Source organism: Polymorphospora rubra, assembly GCF_018324255.1.
In the GTDB taxonomy this organism is placed as follows: domain Bacteria; phylum Actinomycetota; class Actinomycetes; order Mycobacteriales; family Micromonosporaceae; genus Polymorphospora; species Polymorphospora rubra.
In genome coordinates, this window is the sequence record NZ_AP023359.1 from 7698117 (window position 1) to 7724537 (window position 26421).

At 72.0% G+C, this 26421-nt stretch carries 21 protein-coding genes and 1 pseudogene; 9 read left to right on the top strand and 13 right to left on the bottom strand.

Features of this window, described 5'->3' with window-relative positions; genetic code table 11:
• Nucleotides 1–5: 5 nt before the first annotated feature.
• From Prubr_RS33800 to Prubr_RS33810, 3 genes are read right to left on the bottom strand one after another with little or no spacing between them, the layout of a single operon-like run.
• Nucleotides 6–1034: a TIGR03842 family LLM class F420-dependent oxidoreductase gene (locus Prubr_RS33800; RefSeq protein ID WP_212828861.1), complete on the bottom strand. Its 1029-nt coding sequence runs from the start codon at nt 1032–1034 to the stop codon at nt 6–8.
• A 19-nt stretch (nt 1035–1053) separates the two neighbouring features.
• Entirely contained in the window at nt 1054–2454 is a 1401-nt protein-coding gene (hydA, locus tag Prubr_RS33805) for a dihydropyrimidinase (RefSeq protein ID WP_212819436.1), read from the bottom strand.
• A gap of 14 nt (nt 2455–2468) precedes the next feature.
• Nucleotides 2469–3308, bottom strand: coding sequence for a nitrilase-related carbon-nitrogen hydrolase (locus Prubr_RS33810; RefSeq protein WP_212819438.1), 840 nt, complete (start codon nt 3306–3308; stop codon nt 2469–2471).
• A 156-nt stretch (nt 3309–3464) separates the two neighbouring features.
• On the opposite strand from Prubr_RS33810, the gene Prubr_RS33815 reads away from it, so the two are divergent.
• Complete coding sequence (locus tag Prubr_RS33815; protein WP_212819440.1) at nt 3465–4838, top strand: aminotransferase-like domain-containing protein; 1374 nt, start codon at nt 3465–3467, stop codon at nt 4836–4838.
• Nucleotides 4839–4849: 11 nt separating this feature from the next.
• Nucleotides 4850–5527, top strand: coding sequence for a cysteine hydrolase family protein (locus Prubr_RS33820; protein ID WP_212819442.1), 678 nt, complete (start codon nt 4850–4852; stop codon nt 5525–5527).
• Here Prubr_RS33820 and Prubr_RS33825 read toward each other — a convergent pair.
• From Prubr_RS33825 to Prubr_RS33840, 4 genes are all read right to left on the bottom strand, one after another.
• Nucleotides 5464–6177, bottom strand: coding sequence for a hypothetical protein (locus tag Prubr_RS33825; protein WP_212819444.1), 714 nt, complete (start codon nt 6175–6177; stop codon nt 5464–5466). The genes Prubr_RS33820 and Prubr_RS33825 overlap by 64 nt on opposite strands.
• The gene (locus Prubr_RS33830; RefSeq protein ID WP_212819446.1) at nt 6170–6760 is read right to left on the bottom strand and encodes a TetR/AcrR family transcriptional regulator; all 591 of its coding nucleotides are present in this window, start codon (nt 6758–6760) and stop codon (nt 6170–6172) included. Before Prubr_RS33830 ends, Prubr_RS33825 begins: the two co-directional genes overlap by 8 nt.
• Before the next feature lie 67 nt (nt 6761–6827).
• A complete protein-coding gene (locus Prubr_RS33835; RefSeq protein ID WP_212819448.1) occupies nt 6828–8378 on the bottom strand; it encodes a ricin-type beta-trefoil lectin domain protein in 1551 nt (516 codons plus the stop codon).
• Nucleotides 8379–8510: 132 nt separating this feature from the next.
• Nucleotides 8511–9212, bottom strand: coding sequence for an N-acyl homoserine lactonase family protein (locus Prubr_RS33840; protein WP_212819450.1), 702 nt, complete (start codon nt 9210–9212; stop codon nt 8511–8513).
• Between the two features lie 144 nt (nt 9213–9356).
• Between Prubr_RS33840 and Prubr_RS33845 the strand changes: the two genes are divergently transcribed.
• On the top strand, nt 9357–10523 hold the full coding sequence (locus tag Prubr_RS33845) for a cellulose binding domain-containing protein (RefSeq protein ID WP_212819452.1): 1167 nt from the start codon (nt 9357–9359) through the stop codon (nt 10521–10523).
• 244 nt (nt 10524–10767) lie between these two features.
• Here Prubr_RS33845 and Prubr_RS33850 read toward each other — a convergent pair whose 3' ends face one another.
• Nucleotides 10768–12282, bottom strand: coding sequence for an LVIVD repeat-containing protein (locus tag Prubr_RS33850; RefSeq protein ID WP_212819454.1), 1515 nt, complete (start codon nt 12280–12282; stop codon nt 10768–10770).
• A 147-nt stretch (nt 12283–12429) separates the two neighbouring features.
• On the opposite strand from Prubr_RS33850, the gene Prubr_RS33855 reads away from it, so the two are divergent.
• From Prubr_RS33855 to Prubr_RS33865, 3 genes are all read left to right on the top strand, one after another.
• Nucleotides 12430–13128 carry a DUF305 domain-containing protein gene (locus tag Prubr_RS33855; RefSeq protein ID WP_212819456.1) on the top strand — a complete coding sequence of 233 codons (699 nt, stop codon included), beginning with the start codon at nt 12430–12432 and terminating at the stop codon, nt 13126–13128.
• A gap of 138 nt (nt 13129–13266) precedes the next feature.
• Nucleotides 13267–13614 (top strand): hypothetical protein, encoded by a 348-nt coding sequence (locus Prubr_RS33860; RefSeq protein ID WP_212819458.1) that lies wholly within the window; start codon nt 13267–13269, stop codon nt 13612–13614.
• Nucleotides 13611–14285 (top strand): nucleotidyl transferase AbiEii/AbiGii toxin family protein, encoded by a 675-nt coding sequence (locus tag Prubr_RS33865; protein WP_246568017.1) that lies wholly within the window; start codon nt 13611–13613, stop codon nt 14283–14285. Before Prubr_RS33860 ends, Prubr_RS33865 begins: the two co-directional genes overlap by 4 nt.
• Nucleotides 14286–14382: 97 nt before the next feature.
• Here the strand turns inward: Prubr_RS33865 and Prubr_RS33870 are convergent, their stop codons facing one another.
• The 3 genes from Prubr_RS33870 to Prubr_RS33880 form a co-directional block, all read right to left on the bottom strand.
• The gene (locus tag Prubr_RS33870; RefSeq protein ID WP_212819460.1) at nt 14383–14889 is read right to left on the bottom strand and encodes a DUF2231 domain-containing protein; all 507 of its coding nucleotides are present in this window, start codon (nt 14887–14889) and stop codon (nt 14383–14385) included.
• Between the two features lie 188 nt (nt 14890–15077).
• On the bottom strand, nt 15078–17372 hold the full coding sequence (gene secA2, locus Prubr_RS33875; protein WP_212819462.1) for an accessory Sec system translocase SecA2: 2295 nt from the start codon (nt 17370–17372) through the stop codon (nt 15078–15080).
• Nucleotides 17373–17436: 64 nt separating this feature from the next.
• Nucleotides 17437–19248, bottom strand: coding sequence for an ABC transporter ATP-binding protein (locus Prubr_RS33880; protein WP_246568018.1), 1812 nt, complete (start codon nt 19246–19248; stop codon nt 17437–17439).
• Nucleotides 19249–19530: 282 nt separating this feature from the next.
• Between Prubr_RS33880 and Prubr_RS33885 the strand changes: the two genes are divergently transcribed.
• From Prubr_RS33885 to ctaD, 3 genes are all read left to right on the top strand, one after another.
• A complete protein-coding gene (locus tag Prubr_RS33885; protein WP_212819466.1) occupies nt 19531–20025 on the top strand; it encodes a DUF4383 domain-containing protein in 495 nt (164 codons plus the stop codon).
• A 132-nt stretch (nt 20026–20157) separates the two neighbouring features.
• Nucleotides 20158–20511 carry an STAS domain-containing protein gene (locus tag Prubr_RS33890; protein WP_212819468.1) on the top strand — a complete coding sequence of 118 codons (354 nt, stop codon included), beginning with the start codon at nt 20158–20160 and terminating at the stop codon, nt 20509–20511.
• Nucleotides 20512–20596: 85 nt separating this feature from the next.
• Nucleotides 20597–22606 (top strand): aa3-type cytochrome oxidase subunit I, encoded by a 2010-nt coding sequence (gene ctaD / locus Prubr_RS33895; RefSeq protein WP_212819470.1) that lies wholly within the window; start codon nt 20597–20599, stop codon nt 22604–22606.
• Nucleotides 22607–23571: 965 nt separating this feature from the next.
• On the opposite strand, the gene Prubr_RS33900 is transcribed toward ctaD, so the two are convergent.
• Nucleotides 23572–24759, bottom strand: a complete 1188-nt coding sequence (locus tag Prubr_RS33900; protein WP_212819472.1) for a SigB/SigF/SigG family RNA polymerase sigma factor — start codon at nt 24757–24759, stop codon at nt 23572–23574.
• Nucleotides 24760–24989: 230 nt separating this feature from the next.
• Nucleotides 24990–26401: pseudogene (locus tag Prubr_RS33905) on the bottom strand (hypothetical protein).
• Between the last annotated feature and the right edge of the window lie 20 nt (nt 26402–26421).

The window sequence follows — 26421 nt, forward strand, 5'->3', positions numbered from 1 at the left end:
CTCGCTCACGCGGCCGCCGGAGTGGGCTTCGGCGTCGCGTCGCGCAGGGCCGGGATGATGTGCTCGCCGTACGCGGCGAGGGTGTGCTCCTTGTCGTCGTGCTGCAGGTAGACCGCGAACTGGTCGACGCCGAGTTCGCGCAACGCGGTCAGCTTCTCCAGGTGCGCCTCGACCGGCCCCAGGACGCAGAACCGGTCGACGATCTCGTCCGGCACGAAGTCGGCGTGGGTGTTGCCGGCCCGGCCGTGCTCGGCGTAGTCGTAGCCCTGCCGGCCCCGGATGTAGTCGGTGAGTGCCGGCGGCACCGCGCCGTCGGCGCCGTACCGGGCGACGATGTCGGCGACGTGGTTGCCGACCATGCCGCCGAACCAGCGGGTCTGGTCGCGCTGGTGGGCCAGGTCGGCGCCGACGTACGCGGGCGCCGCCACGCAGAACTTGATCGCGGCCGGGTCGCGGCCGGCCTTCTCCGCCGCCGCCCGCACCGAGGCGATCATCCAGGCGGCGATGTCCGGGTCGGCGAGCTGGAGGATGTAGCCGTCCCCGACCTCACCGGTCAGGGCCAGCGCCCGGGGTCCGTACGCCGCGACCCACACCTCCAGCTCACCGCCGGCCGCCCACGGGAAGTGCACCTCGGCGCCCCGGTAGGTGGCGGTACGCCCGTTGGCGAGGTCGCGGATGACGTTGACGCTGTCGCGCAGCTCGGCGATGGTCGTCGGCTGGTAGCCCAGCGTCCGCAGCGCGGAGTCGCCCCGGCCGATGCCGCAGATCGTGCGGTTGCCGTACATCTCGTTGAGGGTGGCGAACAGCGAGGCGGTCACCGTCACGTCCCGGGTGCCGGGGTTGGTGACCATCGGTCCGACCACGACCCGGGAGGTCTCGGCCAGGATCTGCGAGTAGATGACGAACGGCTCCTGCCACAGCAGGTGCGAGTCGAACGTCCACACGTGACTGAAGCCGGCCGCCTCGGCCTCCCGGGCCAGCCGGACGACCTCGCGGGCGGGCGGGTCGCACTGGAAGACGACGCCGATGTCCATGGTGCTCACTCCCCCAAGCTCAGACGAGGTACGACGACAGGCCGCGGGGCAGGTAGCGGCCGTGGCCCCTGCGGCCGTGGTAGGCGCCGTCGGCGACGACGACGGTGCCCCGGGAGATCACGGTGTCGACCTTGCCGGCGATCTCGTACCCCTCGTACGCCGAGTGGTCCATGTTCATGTGGTGGGTCTCGACGCTGATCCGGGTGCGGCCGGCCGGGTCGTAGAGGACGATGTCGGCGTCGGAGCCGGGGGCGATGACGCCCTTGCGCGGGTAGAGGCCGAACATCCGGGCCGGGGTGGTGGAGATCGTCTCGACCCAGCGTTCCAGCGACAGCTTGCCGTCGACGACGCCCTGGTAGACCAGGTCGACCCGGTGCTCGACGCCGCCGATCCCGTTGGGGATCTTGGAGAAGTCGCCGAGGCCCAGCTCCTTCTGGTCTTTGAAGCAGAACGGGCAGTGGTCGGTGGAGACGATCGCCAGGTCGTTGCTGCGCAGGCCCTTCCACAGGTCGCGGTGGTGGTGTTCCCGCCCGCTGCGCAGCGGGGTGGAGCAGACCCACTTGGCGCCCTCGAAGCCGGGCGCGCCGAGCTGGTCCTCCAGCGTCAGGTAGAGGTACTGCGGGCAGGTCTCGGCGAAGACGTTGCGGCCGGCGTCGCGGGCCGCGGCGACCTGTTCGAGGGCCTGGCTGGCCGACAGGTGCACGATGTAGAGCGGGCAGTCCTGGGCCACCTCGGCGAGCCGGATGGCCCGGTGGGTCGCCTCGGCCTCCAGCGCCTGCGGCCGGGTCAGTCCGTGGTGGATCGGGTCGGTCTCGCCGCGGGCCAGGGCCTGCTGGACGAGCACGTCGATCGCGATGCCGTTCTCCGCGTGCATCATGATCATGGCGCCGTTGTCGCGGGCCTTCTGCATCGCCCGCAGGATCTGGCCGTCGTCGGAGTAGAACACCCCCGGGTACGCCATGAACAGCTTGAAGCTGGAGATGCCCTCGTCGGCGACGAGCTGGTCCATGGCCTTGAGCGAGTCGTCGTCGACGCCGCCGAGGATCATGTGGAAGGCGTAGTCGACGTGGCAGTTGCCCTCGGCCTTGGCGTGCCAGGCGGCCAGCCCGTCCTGCACCACCTCGCCGGTGCGCTGCACCGCGAAGTCGATGATGGTGGTGGTGCCGCCGAAGGCCGCCGCCCGGGTGCCGGTGTCGAAGGTGTCGGAGGCGTTGGTGCCGCCGAACGGCAGCTCCATGTGGGTGTGCGCGTCGATCCCGCCCGGGATGACGTACCTGCCGGTGGCGTCGATGGTCTCGACGCCGTCGGGGCCGCCGCCGGGGGCGAACAGCGCGGCGATCTTCTCGCCCTCGACGAGGACGTCGGCGGGGTACGTGCCGCTCGGGCCGACGACGGTGCCGCCGGTGATCAGCAGGGTCATGGTGGCGGGCTCCCTTACGGCTTGACGAGGCTGTCGTAGGCGTCCGGACGGCGGTCGCGGTAGAACGCCCACCGGTCGCGCACCTCGTCGAGCAGCCCCATGTCGAGGTCGCGCACGATCAGCTCCGGGTTGTGGTCGTCGCCGACGTCGCCGACGAACTTGCCCTCCGGGTCCACGAAGTACGACGTGCCGTAGAAGTCGTTGTCGCCGAGTTCCTCGACGCCGGTGCGGTTGATCGCGCCGATGAAGTACTCGTTGGCGACCGCGCTGGCCGGCTGCTCCAGTTTCCACAGGTAGGCCGACAGGCCGCGGCTGGTCGCCGACGGATTGAACACGATCTTGGCGCCGGCCAGGCCGAGGGCGCGCCAGCCCTCGGGGAAGTGCCGGTCGTAGCAGATGTAGACGCCGATGCGGCCGACCGCGGTGTCGAAGGTGGGGTATCCGAGGTTGCCGGGACGGAAGTAGAACTTCTCCCAGAAGCCTTTGACCTGCGGAATGTGGGTCTTCCGGTATTTACCGAGGTAGCTGCCGTCGGCGTCGACCACGGCCGCGGTGTTGTAGAGGACACCGGGCTGTTCCTGCTCGTACATCGGCAGCACCATGACCATGCCCAGCTCGGCGGCGAGAGCCTGGAACCGCTCGGTGGTCGGGCCGGGCACCGACTCGGCGTACGAGTAGAACTCCTTGTCCTGCACCTGGCAGAAGTACGGGCCGTAGAAGAGTTCCTGGAAGCAGATGACCTTGGCACCCTGGGCGGCCGCCTGGCGGGCGTACTCCTCGTGGGCCTTGATCATCGATTCCTTGTCGCCGGTCCAGTTCGTCTGCACGATCGCGGCACGGACGATGTCCGCCATGGCCAATCCCTCCTCGTCGCCGCGTCGTCGCGGCGCTCGTCGGCGTGGAGCTTTTTTCGGACCTTGTGGTTTTCCGGACGGATGGCGTAGGACTTTAGTGACACAAGTCCGGGTGGACAATAACCAATTCGTTACGGCGGATTGCGGAGAAGTAACATGCTGCAGCTCATCGCCGAAGCGGTCAACGACCGTACCGCCCGTGGGATCGCCGCGGCGGTGAGCCGTCTGGTGCGCGACGGCACGCTGCCCGCCGGCACCCGCCTGCCGACCGTCCGCGTCGTCGCCCGCGAACTCGGGATCAGCCCCACCACGGTCAGCGAGGCGTGGCGCTCGCTGGCCGGCGCCGGCGCGATCCAGACCCGGGGCCGCTCCGGCACCTTCGTCCTCGCCCCGATCCGGCCCCGGCACCGGATGCGGTACGCCCGGCTGACCGCCAGCCCGGCGACCCTGCCGCACGACCTGTCCACCGGGGTGCCCGACCACGACCTGCTGCCCGACCTCGCCCCCGCGCTGCGCCGCATCGGCGACACCCGGCTCACCCCCAGCTACCTCGAGGAACCGGTGCTGCCCCGGCTCGAGGAGGTGCTGCGCGAACGGTGGCCGTACCCGCCGGAGCGCCTCACCGTCGTCGACGGTGCGCTGGACGCGCTGGACCGGATCGTGGCCCGTACCGTCCACTTCGGCGACCACGTCCTGGTCGAGAACCCGACCTTCCCGCCGATGCTCGACCTGCTCGAGTCGGTCGGCGCGGTGCCCGTACCGGTGCCGCTGGACGACGAGGGCCTGGACCCGACGGCACTGGCCGCCGCCCTGACCCACGAGCCGACCGCGCTGGTCCTGCAACCACGGGCGCAGAACCCGACCGGGATCTCGATGTCGGCGGCGCGGGCCGCCGCACTGGCCACCGTCCTGCGTGCCCACCCGGGACTCACCGTCATCGAGGACGACCACGCCGGTGACATCGCCTCGGCACCGGCGCTGTCGCTCGGCGAATGGCTGCCCGACCGGGTCGTGCACGTCCGCAGCTTCTCCAAGTCGCACGGCCCCGACCTGCGGCTCGCCGCGATCGGCGGCCCGGCACAGGTGGTGACCGCGGTCGCCGACCGCCGGCTGCTCGGGCCGGGCTGGTCCAGCCGGGTGCTCCAGGGCGTACTGCTCGACCTGCTCACCGATCCGGACGCGGTCCGGGCGGTCGCCGCCGCCCGCGCCGAGTACGCCCGCCGCCGCGTCCGGCTGCTCACCGCCCTGGCCGGGTACGGGGTGCGGGCGTCGGCCGCCGACGGCATCAACATGTGGCTGCCCGTGCACGACCAGCAGGTGGCGATGCTCGCCCTGGCCGGTCACGGGATCGCGGTCGCCCCCGGTACGCCGTTCGAGGTCGGGCCGCTCGGCGGCGACCACGTACGGGTCACCGCCGGTCTGGTCCGCGACGGCTTCGACGAGCTGGCGGCCGTACTCGCGGCCGCCGCCGGGGCACCCCGGCGGGCCAGCGGCCGGCGCACCCGGGCGCTGCGCCGCGGCGGCCGGTAGGGTCGGCCGCCATGGCGGACGACGGGCAGCGCAGGGTCCACGAATGGATGATCGAGGATCGGGAGTACGCCCGGCAGGAGGCGCGGCGCGGTCGGCGGCACGCGTTCGGCCACCTCGATCCACACCGGACGGCACTCGTGGTCGTCGACATGGTGCCGTTCTTCGTGACGGAGAACGAGTACTGCCGGGGCGTGGTGCCCAACATCGGCCGGATCGCCGACACCCTGCGGCGGGCCGGCGGAACGGTGGCCTGGGTGCTGCCCGGAGCGGACGGGCAGCCGGCGGTGGCCGTGGAGTTCTACGGGCCGCGGGTCGCCGAGATGTTCCGCCGCTCGGGCGGCACCGGCCCGCTGCGGGACCGGCTGTGGCACGAGTTCGAGATCCACGACGGCGACCTGCTGGTCGAGAAGACCGCGGCGAGCGCCTTCTTCCCGGGCCGGTCCCCGCTGCCCGACCTGCTCGCCGCTCGGGGTGTCGACACGGTCCTGATCACCGGCACGGTCACCAACGTCTGCTGCGAATCGTCCGCGCGGGACGCCAGCACCCTGGGATACCGGGTCATCATGGTCGCCGACGCCAACGCGGCGGTGCGGGACCGGGATCACAACGCCACGCTCCACACGATCTACCGCACGTTCGGCGACGTACGGCCCACCGTCGACGTCGTCGCGATGATCGGGGCCGCCTGAGTGTGGTGCGGCCGTTCGGGTACGGCGTGCGCGAGCACCAGTTTCAGGGTCAGGACGGCCGGCAGCCACCAGAAGCCGTCCGGGCCCGGCACCGCCGGCGCGGCGAGGACCACGACGGTCACCACCAGCAGGGCGGCCGGGCGGGCCAGGTGGGCGGGCAGCCGGTTCACCAGTACGGTGCCGGCGAGCGCGACGGCCCACCAGAGGGTCCCCCACCACCACACCCCGCCGGCGAAGAGCAGTCCGATGGCGACCGGCTGGACGTGCACGGCCGCGAAGCCGACCGGGTGGTGCAGGAACCGGCCGGTCGCCCGCAGGTGGGCCGGGGGCGGACCGTGGTAGAAGCGCTTGGCGGAGTCGAGGCCGTTGGCGACCACGCCGCCGGCCAGGTCCACGACGAGGACGGCGGCGACCAGCATCCGCCACCACGACCAGTCCAGGTCGAGGGCGGCGACGCCGACGGCGGCCAGGCCGGCCGCGGCGGCCAGCCAGGCGAACACCTGCTCGGCCGGGGTCGCGCCGGGGCCGAAGAGCCAGCCCCCGGCGCCGGGCCGGCCGGTCGCGCCGGTCGCGGGCGGGGTCGCCGCGGCCGGCTCGGCGGTCCCGGCCCGGGCGGTCGCGGCGGCCGGGGTCGCCGGATACTCAGTCATCGGCGGCCGTCAGCAGCGCGGCGAGGGTGGCGACGGCGCCGTCGGTCGCCAGGTCGGGGTCGAGCATCCGGTGCAGCAGCAGGCCGTCGAGGGCGGCGGTGAGCAGTGTCGCGGTGGCGGCGCGGCGGGCCGGCGTCCAGTGTGGGCGCAGGTCGCCGAGCCAGTCGGCGACCCGGCGCCGGGCGTCGGCGAACGCCTCGCGGAGCACCTGGCCGACCTCGGGTTCGCGGATGGCCGCGGCGGTGATCTCGACGGTGAGCCGGGCCGCCCGGTCGTCGCCGGGCCGGCCGGCCGCGGCCCGGATCAGGTCGACGGCGGCCCCGGTGTCGGGGCAGCCGACCAGTTCGTCGACGACCGGCCGGATGAGCAGATCGGTGGCGCGGCGGGCGATCTCGACCCGGAGCCGGGGCATCCCGCCGAAGTGGTAGTGGACGAGTCCGACGTTGGCGCCGGCGCGGGTGGCGACGAGCCGGCTGGTCACCGCCGGCCAGCCGGATTCGGCGAGCAGGGCGAGGCCGGCGTCGACGAGGTCGGCCCGTCGCCGGTCGCCACGCTCACTTGGTCGGTCGACTAACTTGGTCACCCGACCAAGTTAGCACGGAGGAAAGGCCCCTCCCGCGCCTGACCGCGGAAGGGGCCCCGCTACCGGATCAGCCGCGCCGCCACTTCTGGTTGGCGCCGCCGAGGCACTCCCACAGGACCAGCCGGGCCCCGTTGTTGGAGTTCCAGCCGCTCACGTCGACACACTTGTTGGCCTGCGGGTTGACCAGGTCACCCGCGCCGCTGAGGACGAACTGCTGGGCCGGGTTGCCGCTGCACTGGGCCAACTGGATCACCGCACCGTTGGCGGTCGACCCCCAGGCGACGTCCATGCACAGGCCGAAGGCGCGGATCGTGCCGTCACCGGGGAACGTCCAGTTCTGCGCGTTGGTCCCGTTGCACGTCCACAGGTGCAGGTACTGGCCGTCCGTTCCGTTGGAGTTCGGCACGTCGATGCACTTGTCCGCGTACCCGATGATCCGGCTGGTGCTGCCGCCGCCGGTGGTCACCAGGGTGAGCCCGTACGCGCCGAGGATCTCGTTGACCGGCTGGAAGTACATCGTGCCGCCGGTCGTGCAGTTGCCCGAGCCGCCGGAGGTCACACCCTGCGCCTGGTTGCCGGAGATCCACGCCCCGCCGGAGTCGCCACCCTGGGCGCAGGCGTTGCTGCGGGTCATCCCGTACACCGCGCCCTGGGCGTAGTTGACCGTGACGTTCTTGGCCTGGATCACACCGCAGCGCCAGCCGGTCGTCCGGCCCGAACGGCACACCGAGGCGTTGATCGCCGCCTCCTGGGAGCCGGCCACGCTCACGTTGCCGCCGGCGTAGTTGTTGACCCACGGGCGCGGGGTCCAGTTGGCGTTCGTCTGCACCCAGCCGTAGTCGTTGCCGGGGAACGACGAGCCACGTACCGTCCCCTGCGCGACGTTGTTGTATCCGGCGGTGCCGCTGCCGACACCCCCGCAGTGCCCGGCGGTCACGAACCCGCCGACCACCGAGAACCCGACCGAACACAGCGTGTTGCCGTTGATCAGGTACTGGTCGCCGCCCCGGATGTCGTACATCGTGCGGGGCGCCCCGGTCGAGGCGACGACCCGTACCCGGTCGGCGTCGACGCCCGTGGCCCGGACGAACGAGTCGGCCACCCCGGCCCCCTCGGCGACCACGACGACGCTGTTGCTGGCCGGGTCGACGTACCAGGCGTGTACGGCGGCACCGGCCTTGCGCGCGTTGGCGTCCAGCGTCGCCCGGGTCGCGTCGAGCTGCTTCTCGGTACGGGCCACCACCCGCGGTTCGGCGCCCGCGGCACGTACGGCGGCGGCGTGCGCGGCCGACGTCACGCCGACCACGAGGCGGGTGCCGGCGCCCTCCAGCCACGCACCGCCGTACGACGTACCCAGCCTGGCGCGCAGCCGCTGCTCGAGAGCCGGCGCGGCGGCCTCGGCCGCCAGCCTGGCTCTGGCCTGTTCGGCGGTGAGTTTGAGGTCGCGCTGCATGGCGGCGAGCATCGGGGCGGGTACGTCGACGGGGGCGACGACGACCGGGGCGACGTCCGGGGCGGGGGCGACGACGGGCGCGGCGGCGGCGGGGGCGGCGGGAATCGCCACCAACGCGGCGGCGACCGTGGCCGCGGACGCGAACGCACTCAGGGTCCGTCTCATGCGGACTCCCTTCGGGGGTACGGCGTATTGACGAGGACGTGAGAGCGCTCTCTGTAAGGAGTCTTCACTGTTTCGCCGCAGCGTGTCAATACATGTAAACCCGCCGATGCGCTGGGGTTCCCGCCCCCGCCGTCAGCGGCCGGACGGCTCCCAGACCGCGCCGTCGTGCGCGAAGAGCACCCGCCGCGGATCGAACTCCAGCAGCCGGTCGACCCACGGCCGGTAGTCCGGCAGCGGCGCCGCCACGCCCTCGCGCGCGGCCCGGCTCGCCAACTCGTCCGACCCGAACTGCGACGCGAAGTCGTGCGCCTGCCCGGCCAGCACCACCGTGCCGTCCGGCTGACGGACCACCAGCGACTGGTGCCCGGCCGTGTGCCCGGGAGTCGGGATCAGCCACACCCCCGGCCAGACCTCGACCTCGCCGTCGACCTCCCGGTAGCTGGCTCCGGCAAAGTCCACCAGTTCCGGGAACGTGTAGCCGCCGGCCCGGGCGGCGGCGAGTTCGGTCGCCCGCACGAGAATGGGCCGCCCGGCGAAGAGCGGGTTGCCGCCACAGTGGTCGAAGTGCAGGTGACAGTTGACGACCAGCGACACGTCGTCGACGGCCGCCCCGGCGACCGCCAGCGCCCCGGCCAGCGGGCGCCGGTGGGGCCGGTAGTGCGCCTCGGTCTCCGGGTCGGCGGCCCCGATGCCGGTGTCGAAGAGCAGCAGTCCCTCCGGCCGACGGACCAGGTATGCCAGCACCGGCTCCACCCTGGGTTGCGGACCACCGACCTCGTCGGCCGGACGGACGAAATATCCCAGGTCAAGCCTGGAGACGACGGCACCCACCATGGCACCATCCTCACCCGTTGTGGATCACACCGCCACCCCGCCCGCGCCGGAGCGTTGAGATCATCGACGACAGCTGATTGAATACGGCGGGAGCACCGGGCCGTCAGTCATCACTCTCCACCACGTGACAGGAGACGGTTCCCCATGCTCCGAAGGCCCACCCGCCGGACCATCCCGGCCGCGGTCGCCACCGCGCTCGGCCTCCTCGCCGCCACCGTGACCGCCGCCCTGCCCGCCGTCGCGGGCACCGCCGACCCCCGTTCCGCACCCGGCACCGCCGCCCTCGCGGCCGCCGCGACACCGACGCGCGTCATGCCCCTCGGCGACTCCATCACCGGTTCGCCCGGCTGCTGGCGCGCCATGCTGTGGAACTCGTTGCAGAGCACCGGCCACACCGACGTCGACTTCGTCGGCACGCTCGGCCCCCAGGGCTGTGGCGTGCCGTACGACGGCGACAACGAGGGACACGGGGGTGCGCTGGTCACCACGGTCGCCAACCAGAACCAACTGCCCAACTGGCTGTCGGCCACCCGCCCGGACATCGTGCTGATGCACTTCGGCACCAACGACGCCTGGAGCAACGTGTCGCCGGCGACCATCGTCGCCGCGTACGACAAGCTCGTCGACCAGATGCGGGCCAGCAACCCGGCGATGACCGTCCTCGTCGCGCAGATCATCCCGATGGCGCCGCCCACCTGCGGCGAGTGCGGGCAGCGGGTGGTCGCCCTGAACGCGGCGATCCCGGCCTGGGCCGCGGCGAAGAGCACGGCCGGGTCGCCGGTCGTGGTCGTCGACCAGTGGACCGGGTTCAACACGGCCACCGACACCTACGACGGGGTGCACCCCAACGCCGCCGGCGACCGGCGGATCGCCGACCGGTGGCTCCCGGCCCTGACCGCCGCCCTCGACGGCGTCACCCCGACGCCGCCTCCGACCACCCCGCCGCCGACGACGCCACCTCCGACCACGCCACCGCCCACCACGCCGCCGCCGACCACCCCGCCGCCGGTCGGCGGATGCACGGCCACCCACCGCATCGTCAACCAGTGGCAGGGCGGATTCCAGGCCGAGGTGACCGTACGCAACGCCGGCACGACACCGACCAACGGCTGGACGGTGCGGTTCGGCTACTCCGGCACCGAACAGGTCACCCAGGCCTGGAACGCGACCGTCACCCAGACCGGCCCGACGGTGACCGCCCGGAACGTCGCCTGGAACGGTTCACTCACGGCGGGTACGTCGGTGACGTTCGGCTACCTGGGCGCCGGCACCCCGGCCGCGACCCCGGCGGCCACCTGCACCAGCCCCTGACCTGAGTACCACCGGGGCGCCGGGGCGCCGGAGCGCCGGGGCGCGCCGCGGGTGTTCCCCGCGATCAAGGAGTAGTCGTGCCCGCTTCGTCCGGTTCGGGCCACGACTACTCCTTGATCAACGCTCGTCCCTGATCGACGCTTGCCCGGGGCGCGTGGTGCCGCCCAGGGCCCGCCGCCACGACGGAACGGCCCGGCTCCCTTGTGTCGGGGAGCCGGGCCGTTCGGCGGTCCGGGCCGGTGGGTCAGAAGTCCCAGTAGCCGGGCTGGGTCTGGACGTTGAGCTCCGGGAACCAGTGGAGCTTGGCGGTCCAGGTCCGCCAGTCGTTGATCTCCAGTACGTCCAGTCCCTTCTGGATGTCGCTGGAGAAGATGTAGCCGTTGTAGTAGTACGTCGACCAGGCGCCGCCGGTCACGATGCGGGTCGCGTCGACCGGGCCACGCTCCCAGTAGCCGATCTCGAACGGCCGGCTGGAGTCGGTGAAGTCCCACACCGAGATGCCGCCCTGATACCAGGCCTGGACCATGATGTCGCGGCCGAGAACGGGGATCAGGGAGCCGTTGTGCGCCACGCAGTTCTCGGTCGGGCCGTTGGTCCGCGGGATCTTCCAGTAGTTCTTGAAGACCAGCTTGCGGTTGTCGCCGCGCCCCTCGAGGTGGTAGATCGCGTTGGCGCCACGGGTCGGGCCGATGGTCGGGTTGCAGGTCGGCGCGCCGCCGCCACCGAGTTCGTCGGTGAAGACCACCTTGCTGCCGTCGTTGGTGAACGTCGCCGAGTGCCAGAACGCGAAGTTGGTGGTGTCGCGGACGGTGTGGATCACCCGCGGCGCCTCGCGGTTGGAGATGTCGAAGAGCACGCCGTCGCCCATGCAGGCACCCGCGGCGAGGTCCTTCTTCGGGAAGACCGTGATGTCGTGGCAGCCGCTGGTGGTCGAGCTGCCGTTGCCGCCCGGGTTACCGCCGTCCGGGAAGAGCACCGGGGCCGACAGGACGTGGGCGTCGGTCGGGGTCCGCACCGGCACCTTGACGATCGAGATCAGGTCGTGCGGCGGCTGGCAGTCGGGGAACGACGCGTTCGGGCCGTACGACGAGACGTACAGGTAGACGTCGCGGTTGTTCTTGCCCGGCACCAGCGTGTGGGTGTGCGAACCGCACTTGGTCTCGACGGACTTGATGTAGCGCGGGTTGCGCTTGTCCTTGACGTCGAAGATCTTGATGCCTTCCCAGGACGCCGCGTTGCTCGCGGTCTGGGAGACGCTGGAGCAGGAGTCGTCGCTCCGGGACGCGTCGGTCGACAGGAAGAGCAGGTCGCCGTAGACCGAGACGTCGTTCTGCGCGCCGGGGCAGAGCACCTGTGAGGTGATCTTCGGCGAGCGCGGGTTCTTGATGTCGTAGATGACGAACCCGTCGTAGTTCCCGACGAACGCGTAGCGGCCCTGGAACGCGATGTCGGTCCCCAGTGCGGACTGCGTGTTGAACGGCGCCTGCTTCGGGATGTTGGCGATCTGCCGCATGTTGCGGCTGTTGGCGATCTCGTCGACGCCGAGGTCGGCGTCGGTCGTGTCCATCGCCGTGAGCTCTTCCTCGGTCAGACACAGTTCCGCGAAGTCGTCACCCGATCCGACGAGGGGTGCGCACTGGTCGACCGGCGCCTGCGCGTTGCCCGGTACGGCGGCCGCGAGGTTGACGAACAGGAGGGCCGCGGCCCCCACCGCGAAGAACTTGATCTGCCGCGCCCCTGGTAACGAAGGTTTGTTCATAGCGGCACCCTTCATCAGGGATAAGGGATAGATGATGCTGGACACCTTACCGACCACAAGCGACAGTTGATGTGACGTGGGTCACATCGATGACCTTTCGGGAACCAATACACTCCGGGCGATCCCCGACCCGCACCGGAGGTGCCCGTGAGGTCGACGCACCGGCGCGCCGTCGCCGCCACCGCGGGCGCCGCCGTACTGGTCGTCGGCATCATCACGGCCGGCTTCCTGCGTGACGGCGACGACGGTGAACCCCGCGCCGACCGGCCCACCGCGACCGCGCCACCCACCCCGACCGAACCGGCCGTGCCGGTCGTGGTGCCGGGTCGGCCGGGCGAGTCCGCCGCCGTCGTCGCACCCGACCAGCTGCCGACCCGGCCGGGGCAGACCTACAACACGATGGACACCTGGTTCCTGCGGATGATGATCCCGCACCACACCCAGGCGCTCCAGATGGCGGCGCTGGCCCCCGACCGGGCCGAGCACCCGGGCCTCGCCGCGCTCGCCGACCGCATCCGGTCCAGCCAGGCCCCGGAGATCCTGGTGATGCGCGCCTGGCTCGAGGCGCGTGGCATCGACGCCGACGCCGGCGGGCACGATCACCGGACGGAGGGCATGCTCGGCATGCACACCCCCGAGGCGATGCGTGACCTCGCCGCCACCCGGGGCGCCGACTTCGACCGGAAGTTCGTCGCGATGATGATCAGCCACCATGAGGGCGCGATCAGGATGGCCACCGACGTCCTGAAGACCGGCATCGACGTCGAGGTCGAGAAGATCGCCAACGACGTGGCCGCCGAACAGGCCGCCGAGATCACCCGCATGCGCGCCCTCGTCTCCAACTGACCCACGGCCCGCGTACCGGCCCCAAATCCGCGATCGAGGAGAAGTCGTGGATGGTTTGGGGCGTTTTGTCGGGCAAGTTCACCTTGATCGAGGCGACGTGGTGGTGTTGCGGGCGAAGCAGGACCTACCCTGTGACGCATGGGAGTCGTCACGGGTCAGCAGCCGGGGGGCGCGGTCCACGCGGCCCGGCCCGGTCGTGCCGCGCGGGTGATCGGCGACCTCGCCGAGCTGCGCGGTCCGGTCCGCGGCGCCGTCGAGCTGCCCGTCCGGCTGTTCTGGGCCCCGGACCGCACCTTCGACCTGGACGACCCCGTCGAGCTGCGCTGGATGTACGAGAACGTGCTGCGCGAGGCGATCCGGGGTGACGAGCTGCGGCGCTGGCTCGACGGCAATACCCTGGTGCGGCTGTGGCCGACCCTCAACCTGCCCCGCGGCGTCCGCCGGGCCTGGGAGAGCCGGCACGCCCAGCTGCGCCGCGCGACGTGACCGTCGCTCCGCCGCTGGATCCGATCTTCGCCGACGTCGCCCGGATCGCCCTGGGCGTCGCCCGCCGGCACGGCTTCGCCCTCGGCGGCGGCCTCGCCCTGGTCCTGCACGGTGTCGTCGACCGTCCGACCGAGGACATCGACCTGTTCAGCGACGTCGACGCCCCGGTCGGCGCGGCCCGCGACGAGGTACGGGCCGCGCTCGCCGCCGCCGGTTTCGACGTCCGGGTCGAGGATCCGGACAACGAGTTGGGCGAACTGTTCCACGGCTTCGACCACGACCTGGCCGACCTGGTCGTCAGCCGGGAGGGCCGGGACCTGCGGCTGACGCTGGGCCGGCTCGACCGGCACCGGGCTCCGGTGGTGATGGACCTCGGCCCGGTCATGCACATCGACGACCTGGTGGCCGGCAAGGTCGCGGCGCTGGTCAACCGGCGTGAGGTACGCGACTACATCGACGCGGCCGCGGCACTGCAACGCTACGAACTGGCCGAACTGCTGGCGCTGGGGCACCGGGCCGATCCAGCCCTCGATCCGGAGGACGTCGCCCGGGTCGGCGCCCACCTCGACGGAATGGACGACCGGCTCTTCGGCCGGTACGGCCTCACCCCGGCCGCGATCGCCGAACTGCGGTCCCGGCTGGCCGACTGGCCCCGCCCCCACCGCGCCTGAGCCGACGCCCGGCCGCGCGGTGGCCGGCTGGCCCCGCCCCCACCGCCGCTGAGCCGACGTCCGGCCGCGGGGGACGCCGCACCCCCGACCCGACCGGTCAGCGGGCGGTGGCGCGGTAGATCGTGCCGGCGCTGATCTCGGCGGTCGGCTGGAGCGCGTCGAAGGTGGTGGCGTCGTCGGCCGCCTCGTCGAACCTGTGCATCAGGACGGCCCCCAGCCGTACGCCGAACGCGCCGACGGCGAGGGCGAGCAGCTCCACGGCGACGAGCCCGCCGTTGGCGCCCCGGTCGGCGGTACCGGCCCGCATCAGGCACACCAGTACGAACAGCGCGGCCATGCCGGCGTTGACGAGGTTGAACGTGACGACCGTACGGCGGGTCGGGCCGGCGGGAACGTCCCACAGGTCGATCATGCCGGCGACGGCGGTGAGGGCCGCGGCGACCAGCCCGGCCACCGTGATCCAGTAGCTGACCTCGCCGAGGAACGCCGGTCCACCGCCGAGGTCGGCGATGTCGAAAAGGGTCGCGCACACGAACAGGCCGAGCGGGAACGTCACCAGCATCGGCTGGATCGGGTGTCCCGACACCTTCAGACGACTATCCACCGTGACCACTCCCCCAGGTCCGTCAGCAGTGCCGTTGCCATCGGTACCCCTGCCAGGGTGGCAGAAACCACCCGCGACGGGACAGGCATGCCCGGAGCGTGTATTCGGGCATCACCCGGCCGGATGACGGACGTGCGTCGGGCCCCTCCCCGCACGGCGGCGGGAAGGGGCCCGGCGGGTGGGTGCGGTCAGCGACCGCCGGAGGTGAGCCGGCGGCCGACGGCGGCGATGAGCCGGTCGAGTTCGGATCCGAACGGGTTGTCGTGGACCAGGTAGGTCCAGGTGGCGCTGGGACGGGTCAGCTCGGACTCGTCGGGCTCCCAGTCGTCGCCGAACTCGGTCTCCTCGAACGTCTCCACGGTGCGTTCCTCGATCGCCGGCATCAGCGCGTTGAACGCCGGTACCGCCGCCCGGTGGAACTCGTCGAGCGGGTCGAGGCGGCCGAGCGCCCGCAGGTGTACGCCCTCGCGTACCTCGGACAGCTCGGCGAGGTGTTCGGCCCACAGCCGGTCGAGGTGGTAGAGCGCGATCGACCGGCCCGCCCGGGACAGGATGTCCTCGTCGAGGTCGCCGGCCTTGTCCGGGCACCGGTCGAGCAGCATCAGCGCGGCCACCTCGCTGGTGAGCAGCCGCTCGCGCCGCTCGGCGAGAGCCTTGCGCTGCTGCTCGATCACCACGCTGTAGCGCCAGGTGTTGCGGTGGATCTCGTGGTTGACGCCCTCGGCGATCCGCTGGGCGTGCTCGACGGCGAAGTCGACCTGGTCGTCGGTGACCAGGCCGTCGGCGTTCATCCGGGGCGAGGCCGGTACGGCGTCCGGGGCATGCCGTACGACGAGGTCGTCCTCGAGACTGACGAAGAAGACCGAGGCGCCCGGGTCGCCCTGCCGGCCGGCCCGGCCGCGCAGCTGGTCGTCGACGCGGCGGCTGTCGTGCCGGCCGCTGCCCATCACGTAGAGGCCGCCGAGTTCGGCGACCCGCTCCCGGTCGGACTGGTCGCTGCCGCCGAGCCGGATGTCGACGCCCCGGCCGGCCATCTGGGTGGAGACGGTGACCGCGCCGTACGCGCCGGCCTCGGCGATGATCGCCGCCTCCTCGTCGTCGTTCTTGGCGTTCAGGACCACACACTGCACACCGGCGGCTTCCAGGCCCTTCGCCAGCGCCTCGGACTCCTTGACGTCGAGGGTGCCGACCAGCACCGGCCGGCCCTCCTGGTGGCAGCGGGCGATCTCGTCGATCAGCGCCTCGTCCTTCTCCGCCCGGGTGGCGTAGATGCGGTCCGGCTCGTCGACGCGGATGCACGGGGTGTTCGGCGGGATGACCGCCACCTCGAGTTTGAAGAACTCGCGGAGCTGGTCACCGACGAGGACGGCGGTCGCGGTCATGCCGCAGACGGTCGGGTAGAGCGCGATGTAGCCCTGGACGGTGATGGTGCCCAGCACCTCGCCCTCGGCGGTGGCGTTCAGCCCCTCCTTGGCCTCGACGGCGGCCTGGAGGCCGTCCGGCCAGCGGCGCCGCTGGGCGACCCGGCCACGCATCTCGTCGACCAGCTCGACGCCGCCGTTGCGGACGATGTAGTCGACGTCACGGTGCAGCAGGGCGTGGGCGTGCAGGGCGACGTTGACCGCCGACAGCTGGGCCACGTTCTCGTCGGCGTACAGGTTGATGTCGTCGAGCTTGGCCTCGACGGTGGCCAGGCCCTCGCTGGTGAACGCGACGCTGCGGCCGTCCTCGGCCACCTCGTAGTGCTTGCCGGAACGCAGGCCCTTGACCAGCTCGGCGGCGGAGTGCACCGGGTCCTGCTCGCCGGGGACGGAACCGGCGAGCACCATCGGCACCCGGGCCTCGTCGATCAGGATCGAGTCGGCCTCGTCGACGATGGCGGTCGCCAGCGGCGGCCGGACCTTGTCGTCGATGTCGGTGACGAGCTGGTCGCGCAGGAAGTCGAAGCCGGCCTCGCTGACCGACACGTAGGTGACGTCCCTGGCGTACGCCTCCTTGCGCTCCTCCGGCGTGGACGCCTCGGTGACCCAGCCGACGGACAGGCCGAGCAGGGTGTAGACCGGCTCCATCCACTGCGCGTCACGGCGGGCCAGGTAGTCGTTGACGGTCAGCACGTGCACCGGGCCGTTGCCGCGCCGGACGTGGCCGTACGCGGCGATGGTGGCGGTCAGGGTCTTGCCCTCACCGGTGGCCATCTCGGCGACCTTGCCGGCGAGCAGCGACATCGCGCCGAGCAGCTGCACGTCGTACGGCCGCTGGTCGAGGCCGCGCTTGGCGGCCTCGCGCCCGACCGCGCAGATGTCGGTGAAGCTCTCGGCCTTCCCGGCCGCCTCGGTCAGCTCGGCGTCGTCGAGCGCGGCCAGCTCGTCCTCGCGCTTCTCGATCGCCGGCAGGAGCTTCTCCAGCGGTGCCAGATCGACCGTGGTGCCCGGGCGCTGGAGGAAACGCCGGACCCTGTTCTTCAACCGTTGCGACACACCCATGAGCGGAAACGGTACGCGAAACTCCGCCGGGTTCCAGTCCCCACCTCCACCGGATCGGCGTCGATCAGGAAACGAGGAGTTGGTGGGTGGCCAGTTCGCGGTAGAGGTCGCTGGATTCGGTCAGTTCGCGGTGGGTGCCGGTGGCGACCACGCGGCCGCGGTCGAGCACCACGATCTGGTCGGCGTCGACCACCGTCGACAGCCGGTGGGCGACGATCAGCAGCGTCCGGCGTACGGCGACCGCGTCGATCGCCCGCCGCAACGCCGCCTCGTTGCGCGCGTCGAGATTGCTGGTCGGCTCGTCGAGCAGCAGGATCGGCGGGCCGGCGAGCAGGGTACGGGCGATCGCCAGCCGCTGCCGCTCGCCGCCGGACAGCAGCACGCCGCCCTCGCCGACCTGGACGTCGAGCCCCTCCGGGGAGCGGTCGGCGATGCCGCGCAGGTTGACCTCGTCGAGTACGGCGTACAGCTGGGCGTCGGTCGCCCCGGGCGCGGTCAGCCGCAGGTTCTCGCGCAGCGTGCCGGCGAGCACCGGTGCCTCCTGCTCGACGTAGCCGAGCTGGGCGCGCAGCGCGGCGCGGGGCAGGTCACGGATGTCGCGCCCGGCCAGCCGTACGGTGCCGGTGCCCACCTCGTAGAACCGCTCGACGAGGCTGAGCAGCGTCGACTTGCCGGCGCCGGACGGGCCGACGAGCGCGGTACGGGTGCCCGGCGGCACGGCGAAGGTGACGTCGTGCAGGATCGGCGGCCCGCCGGCGTACCCGAAACCGACCCGGTCGAACTCGAGCGCGGGGGCGCCGGTCGCCCCGGTCCCGGCCGGTGCCACGGCCGGGGCGACGCCCGCGGCGGGGGCGGCCGCGGCGGCGGGGCGGTCGGTGGCGCCCTCGACCGGCAGCTCGAACACCTCCTCGATGCGTTCCAGCGCGCCGAGGCCGCTCTGCAACTGCATGTACGCGCGCAGCGCCTGGCCGAGCGGCAGGACGAGGAAGAACAGGAACATGATGAAGGCGACCAGGTCGCCGACGCTGATCGCACCGTTCGCCACCCGGGCGCCACCGACGCCGAGCACGAGCAGGAACGAGCCCTGGACGGCGGTGGTGCTGGCCGGGCCGATCAGCGCCTGGAGCCGGGCCACCCGCAGCCCCGCGTCGTACGCCTCGGTGGCGCTGCCGGTGACCCCGGCGGTCTCCCGCTCCTCGGCGCGGGAGGCGCGGATGGTGCGGGCGGCGGTGATGGCCCGCTCGATGGTCGAGGTCATCTCGCCGATCCGGGTCTGCGCCTCCCGCGACAGGCCACGGATCCGACGGGCGAAGACGAGGCCGATGACCAGCCCGGCGGCCACCCCGACGGCGGTGACGGCGAAGAGCAGCGGATCGAGCAGCAGCATCGCGACGGTCGCGCCGACAACCATGATCGAGCCGGTGACCAGCTCGAACACGCCCGAGGTGACGACGGCCCGCAGCAGGGTGGTGTCGGCGCCGACCCGGGAGAGCAGATCGCCGGTACGGCGCTGGTCGTACTCGGTGATCGGCAGCCGGAGCAGGTGGCCGGCGAGCCGGCGGCGGGTGTCCAGGACGACGCCCTCGGCGGTGCGCTGCAGCAGGTAGTCGCGCAGCCCCGACAGGGCCGCGCCGGCCACCAGCAGCACGACGAGCAGGCCGACGACGCCGGCGACCGACCGGCCGGCGCCGATGCCGTCGAGCACGGCCCGGGTCAGCAGCGGCTGGGCCAGTGACGCCCCGGCGCCGACCAGGGAGAGCACGGCGACGACCGCGAGGATGCCCCGGTGGTCGCGCAGGTACGGCACCAGGGCCGGCAACCCGACCCGCTTACGGGCGTCGGCCCGCCCGCTCCGCTCGGCAGCCGCCTGACTCAAGCTGAACCCCCGATCTCCCCGCTCCGCTGGGTCATGCGGCGGCCTCGCTCCGCTCGGCAGCCGCATGACCGGACCCGAGCCATCCGATGCCCTCGCTCCGCTCCGTCATGTCGATACGGTATCCGCCCGCGCCGGCGTCCCGTCCCCCGCGCCACCCTTGCCACCACTCTCCCCGTTTGCCCTTTTTCCCCCGCAGCCGGGACAAGATCGCGGCAGCCGGCCGTTTGTGGCCGGGGCCGACGGGAACGCGTGACCGGATCACGTCGATGGAGGTGAAGCGACATGGTGAGCAGAAGCGGTGCCCCGACTGCCCGGGCCACGATGGCCCGCAGCACGACGGGACGACCGTTGGCCCGTACGTTCGCGGCCACGGCCGGCACCATCTTCCTGATTATCGGGATCCTCGGCTTCATACCGGGCATCACCACGGACTACTACGCCCTGCAGTTCGCCGGGCACCACTCCGACGCGAAGCTGCTGGGCATCTTCCAGACCTCGGTGCTGCACAACATCGTGCACCTGGCCTTCGGCGTCGCCGGGCTGGCGATGTCGCGCACGGCGGCCGCCGCCCGGACGTTCCTGATCGGCGGTGGTGCGATCTACCTGGTCCTGTGGCTCTACGGGCTCGCCGTCGGCTACGACAGCCCGGCGAACTTCATTCCGATGAACACCGCCGACAACTGGCTGCACCTCGGCCTCGGTATCGGGCTGATCGCCCTGGGCCTGGCCTCGACCCGCGGCGCCGGACAGCGTCCCCGCACGCCGTCCGGCCGCTGACCGCGACCGGCCGCCCGGCCCGAACCCCGCCGCCTCCCGCCCGTCGGGAGGCGGCGGTCGCCTGCCGGCATGGGTTTTGAGGCGACTGGGTACGGTGGTCGCCGCAACGGTCGCAGCGGAGGGTGGGAATGTATGGCGCTCGACGTACGGACCGAATCCGTCGGCGACGGCAGCGTGGTCGTCCGGGTACGCGGCTACGTCGACCTCGAGACCGAGGAGCGACTCGGTCAGGAGCTGACCGCCGCGCTGTCCCGGTCCGGGGTCACCGAGGTGACCGTCGACCTGACCGAGGTGCCGTTCCTCGACTCGAGCGGGGTACGCGTCCTGCTCGACGGCCGCTCGACCGCCCTGGCCCGCGGCGCCGTCCTCGCCGTACGCGACCCGCAGCCCGTCGTCGACCGGGTGCTGCGGATCACCGGCGTCGCCGAACTGCTCGGCCTGCCACCCGACGGCGACGGCCTGGCGGCCCGGGTGGATCCCGCCTGACTTTTCCCCGCCCCGCTGTTTCAACGCCCCGCAAAGGGGTAGGCACGGCCGACTTTTCGCGCGGTCGTGGACGGGGTGAGGGCAGATGGCCAGGCAGGTGGCGCCGACCGAGGAGCGTAGCCCGACACCGATCATAGTGGCGCCCGGCCGGATCACCGGCTATCCCGGCCCGGTCCGGCGCAGCCCGCGCGGCTCGGCGCTGGCCAGGCTGCTCGGCACCACCGACGCCAAACAGATCGGGATGCTCTACCTGATCACGTCGTTCGGGTTCTTCCTGATCGCCGGCATCATGGCGCTGCTGATGCGTGCCGAACTGGGCCAGCCCGGGATGCAGTTCCTCTCCCTCGAGCAGTACAACCAGATGTTCACCATGCACGGCACGATCATGATGTTCCTGTTCGCCACCCCGCTGGTGTTCGGGTTCGGCAACTACGTCGTACCGCTGCAGGTCGGCGCCCCGGACGTGGCGTTCCCGCGGCTCAACGCGCTGGCGTACTGGCTCTATCTGCTCGGTGGGCTGCTCGTGATCGGTGGCCTGGTCACCCCCGGCGGTACGCCGGACTTCGGCTGGACCGCGTACCCGCCGCTCAGCGACGCCGCCAACACCCCGGGCGTCGGTGCCGGCATGTGGATCATCGGGCTGGTCCTCTCCGGCCTCGGCACCATCCTCGGCTCGGTCAACCTCATCACCACCATCGTCATCCTGCGCGCCCCGGGCATGACGATGTTCCGGATGCCGCTGTTCACCTGGAGCATCCTGATCACCGCGCTCATGGCGATCGTGGTCTTCCCGCTGCTGGCCGCGACACTGCTCGCCCTGTTCGCCGACCGCCAGCTCGGCGCCCACGTGTACGACCCGTCGCACGGCGGACCGGTGCTCTACCAGCACCTCTTCTGGTTCTTCGGCCACCCCGAGGTCTACATCGTCGCGCTGCCGTTCTTCGGCATCATCAGCGAGATCATCCCGGTGTTCGCCCGTAAGCCGCTGTTCGGCTACAAGGGCATGGTCTTCGCCATCATCGCGATCTTCGCGTACTCCATGGTCGTCTGGGCGCACCACATGTTCGCCACCGGGGTGGTACTGCTGCCGTTCTTCGCCGGCGCCACCTTCATCATCGCCGTACCCACCGGAATCAAGTTCTTCAACTGGATCGGCACGATGTGGAAAGGACAGCTGACGTTCGAGACCCCCATGCTGTTCGCGGCCGGCTTCCTGGTCACCTTCCTGCTCGGCGGGCTCTCCGGCGTACTGCTCGCCAGCCCGCCCGTCGACTTCCACATCCACGACAGCTACTTCGTCGTCGCGCACTTCCACTACGTGCTCTTCGGCACGATCGTCTTCGCCGCGTTCGGCGGCATCTACTTCTGGTTCCCCAAGATGACCGGACGCATGCTCGACGAGCGGCTCGGGAAAATCCACTTCTGGACCATGTTCGTCGGCTTCCACATCACCTTCCTCATCCAGCACTGGCTCGGCGCCCGCGGCATGCCCCGCCGGTACGCCGACTACCTGCCCACCGACGGCTTCACCACCTGGCACGCCATCTCCACCGTCGGCTCCTTCATCCTCGGCGTGTCCACCCTGTTCTTCATCTGGAACGTCTGGAAGTCGTACCGGTTCGGCCGCGCCATCGACGTCGACGACCCGTGGGGATTCGGCAACTCGCTGGAGTGGGCGACCAGCTCCCCACCACCGCTGCGCAACTTCGACAAAATGCCCCGCATCCGGTCCGAACGCCCGGCCTTCGACGCCAAGTACGGCCCACTCGTCGCCGACCTCGGCCGCGACCTGCCGCAACGCTCCACCAAACCACCGCAGGAACTGGCCGAGGAACTCCACCACGCCCGGCCCACCCCGGCCGACCTCGCCCCCAGCGCCGAGGGCGCCCACGGCGCCCACGCCGCCCGCGACTGGCACCCCGACCCGCACTCCGGCGCCCGCCCGGTCACGGTTCCGGAACCCGACGAGGTACGCCGCGAACACTTCGAGCCCAGCGAGCCCGACGAGCGCCTCCACGGCGAGGATCGGGGCGGCAGGACGACCAACGAACGCTGGCGCACCGGCCAACACTCCAAAGAGGAGGACGAGGGGTGAGCTTGCCGAGTGTGCTGGCCCTCGCTCCGCGAGGGCTGGCACACTCCGCTTCGCGCTGAGTTTGCTGAGTTTGCTGGCCTCGCCTTCGGCTCGGCTGGCTCGCTCCGCTTCGCGCCGCCCTATGCACCGTCTTCGCCCTGCGGGCCGCGACCGCTTCGCGGCGCGGTCCTCGGGCTCCAGACGGTGCGGCGGCGCTCGGTCGACTCGCGCCGTGGGTCGCGGTCAACCCGGTCCGCCGGTTGCTTCGCCGGTCGGGTTCGGTCGGTGGTCGTCACGGCCGACGGGCGGCCGGACGCTTCGGAAGTCCTTTGCGGGCGGCGGTCAGGAGTGCCTGACGCCGGGGGCGGGGTCCGGTCTTGCCGGAGTGCCGTTGGTGGTCCTTCGTTGATCTGGGCGGGAGAGACCCTACCCACGCTCGATAAGGTCTCTCCCGCCCAGATCAACGCGTCACCGTGCACCCTGCCCCCGGGGCACGCGAGACATTGGGCGCATATCGCCCCGGTGGCGGGGCGCTGGATGAAGATTCCGGTGACGAACTGAGCGTGGGAGGGGTTATCCGGACGCCGGATAACCCCTCCCACGCTCAGTTCGTGCAGCCCGGCCCGGTCCGGGGCGCGCGCAGGGCTGGGCGGGCACAAAACCCGACAACGGTCCACCGTCACGGCCCCGCCGCTGCAGGCTCGGACAGCCCCTTGCCCGCACCCCCGTCCCAACCCGGCACGGATCGGCGAACCAATCGGCGGACCGCCCTTGCCCGCAACCCCGTCCCAACCCGACACGGATCGGCGAAGCAAACGGCGGACCGCAGTTGACCGCGACTCACGACGCGAGTCGACCGAGCGCCGCCGCACCGTCTGGAGCCCGAGGACCGCGCCGCGAAGCGGTCGCGGCCCGCAGTGCGAAGACGGTGCATGGGGCGGCGCGAAGCGGAGCGAGCCGTCCGAGCGGAGCGAGGACCAGCCAACTCAGTCCATCAACCTGGCCAGGCCGGCGACGTTCAGGGCGTGGCGGACGTACGGCTGGGCGCCGGTGAGCCGCAGTTGTACCCCGGTGCTGCGGGCGGCTTCCTGGCCGGCGAGGAGTGCCGCGATCCCGGTGGCGTCGAGCAGCGGTACGTCGCCGAGGCCGACGACGACCTCGGTGGGCCGGCCGGTGGTGACGGCCTCGACGACGGTCTGCCGGAGCCGGTGCGAGTTGTCGCGGTCGATTTCGCCGCCGAGTTCGACGAGGACGTGGTCGCCGGTGCGGCGGGTGGTGACCCGCAGGTCGCGCGGGTCGGCGTCGGTGGGGCTGGTGTGCCAGGGCGGCGGGGCCTCGTTGAGCATCGCCTGGCGCAGCCAGGTGAGGGCGCGGGACAGCAGCCGGGAGACGTGCATCTGGGAGATGCCGAACCGGGCGGCGATCTCGGCCTGTGTCTGGTTGCCGTAGAAGCGCATGGCGAGGATGCGCCGTTCGCGCCACGGTAGCCGGTGCAGCAGGCCGCTGACGGTGACCCGGTCGTCGACGGATTCGAGGTCGTTGTCCCATTCGCCGACGAGGTCGCCGAATTCGGCGGAGCTTTCGCCGCCGACGGGTGCGTTGAGTGAGGCGGGGCTGTAGCCGGCGGCGGACTCGAGCGCGGCGAGGATCTCCTCCTGCGGGGTGTCGAGCCGTCCGGCGACCTCGGCGATCGTCGGCGCCCGGGACAGTTCGCTGGTGAGGGCGGCGGTGGTCTGGCCGACCTCGAGGATGAGGTCGCGTAGCCGGCGGGGTACGTGTACGCCCCAGGTGCGGTCGCGGAAGTGTCGTTTGATCTCGCCGACGATGGTGATGGCGGCGTAGGCGGTGAACGAGCCGCGTTCGGGGTCGTACCGGTCGACGGCGTTGACGAGGCCGAGCCGGGCGACCTGTTCGAGGTCCTCGAGCGGTTCGCCGCGGCCGCGGTAGCGGCGGGCGAGGCGGCCGGCGAACGGGAGCGCGAAGCGCACCAGGTCGTCGCGGGCGGCCTGGCGTCCGCTGGGCGGTTGGTCGGCGATGCGGGCCGCGTACGCGAGTGCGGCGCTGTCGAGGTCTTCCAGCACCCGCTCGTTCGGTGGCGGTGCGGTTGTCGTGGTGGTGCCCGCGGTGCCGGTGCCACCCTTGACGGTGCTGGTCGTCGCGGTCGGTCCGAACATTCGCGCCCCCCTGGAAGGTGCCCGCCCAGCGTGGATCCGCCTGCGGTCGGCAGAACGCGACAGCCGGGCTGGTAGCGAAGTTGGTGTCGGGTGAACGTCGAGCACCGGCCCGTGGCCGTCGTGCTCCACCCATGAAGCACGCTACTTCCCGATCCGGGGCGCCGTATTCGGGCCGCGATAAGTTTCGCCAGTCAGAAAATCCCCCAGGAACCGCCTCAAGCGGCGACAAGTCAGCATATGAGAAGACCCTGTTGGGTACCGCTGTCCCGCAGGCCGGTCAGCGCGTCGACGATCCGCAGCGGCTTGGGCGCCGGTAGGTCGTACGGCTGGTTGCGGAGCACTTCGGTGGCGTGTCCGGTCGGCACCGCCGAGGTGGGGTAGCCCCGGGCGGCGAGCCGGTCGACGGCGCCGCGGCGGCGGCCGAACGACGCCGCGGCCCGCCACTGCGGCAGTCCGGCGAGCACCGGTGACGCCATGCCGGGCGGGTCGGGCAGTACGTCGACGGAGCTGAACGCCGAGCTGCCGGCCAGCCACAGTTCGGCGCCGGCGACGCTGCGCCGGGTGGCGCTCTCGCACCAGTACGGCACCAGGCCGGCCCGGACCACCTGCCAGGGGTCGAGCTGCCGCCCGCACTCGACGACGGCGCGGTCGCCGGTCTTGCCTGCGGCGCGCAGCCATTCGCGGTAGACGTCGGCGGTGGCCGCGCTCAGCGCCTCGGGCCGGGTGAACAGCACCCGGTGCAGGGGCGGCCGGCGCCGGCGAGCCAGTCGCGCAGGCTGGTCTCCAGGCCGGGGTCGATGCCGTGTTCGGCGTACGCGTCGGGGCAGGACGGGGTGGGGGCGTCCCAGCGTGTCCCGTCGCCGCCGACGGCGCGCAGTACCCGGTCGAACAGGTCACTGTCGCAGCGCAGCTCACCGGCGTCCAGGCCGCTGCCGGGCGAGCCGATCTGGAAGGTGTGCCCGCCGCCGGCGTCGAGCACCGGCCAGGTCCGCGCGTCGCGCAGCAGCAGGACCGGGGTGCCGGGGGCGAGCCGGTCGCGCAGAAAGGCCCGGTACGCGTCGGGTAGCCGCGCCCACCGTACGACGAGGGTGATGGTGGCGCCGGCGAGCACGCCGCGGCCGGCGGGGTCGTGCACCTGGCGTACGACGACGGCGGCGGGGTTGGCGGCGAGCAGGCCGGGCGCGACCCGGGAGCCGTGGGCGAGGGCGCGGGCGGGTTCGTCGACGGCGCCGCCGGGCCACTGTACGGCGATCTCGAACGCGGCGGGCAGCCACGGCACGCCGAGCGCGGTCGCGAGGTGCACGGCCGCGCCGTGGGGTGAGCCGATGACGACGCCGGGGTAGTCGTGCCGCGGGTAGTGGTCGACGATCCAGCGGCCGACGGCCTCGACGTCGACCTCGGCGACCTCCGACGGGGCCAGCGCGGAGCGGGCGCCGGCGCGGGCGATCGCGGCCCGGCGCACCGGTTCGGGGGCGCCGCGGAAGCGGGTCAGCAGCGGCAGGTACGTCAGGTCGGCGCAGTCCCGGCCGCCCAGGGCACGGGCGGCGACGGTGAGCAGCACCCGGCTGGTGCTGTCGGGTGCCACCACCCGTTCCGGTTCCGGTGGGCCGCCGGTGACCAGCCAGTCCTGCATCTCCCGCACCGGGTGCCCGCCTCTCCTCG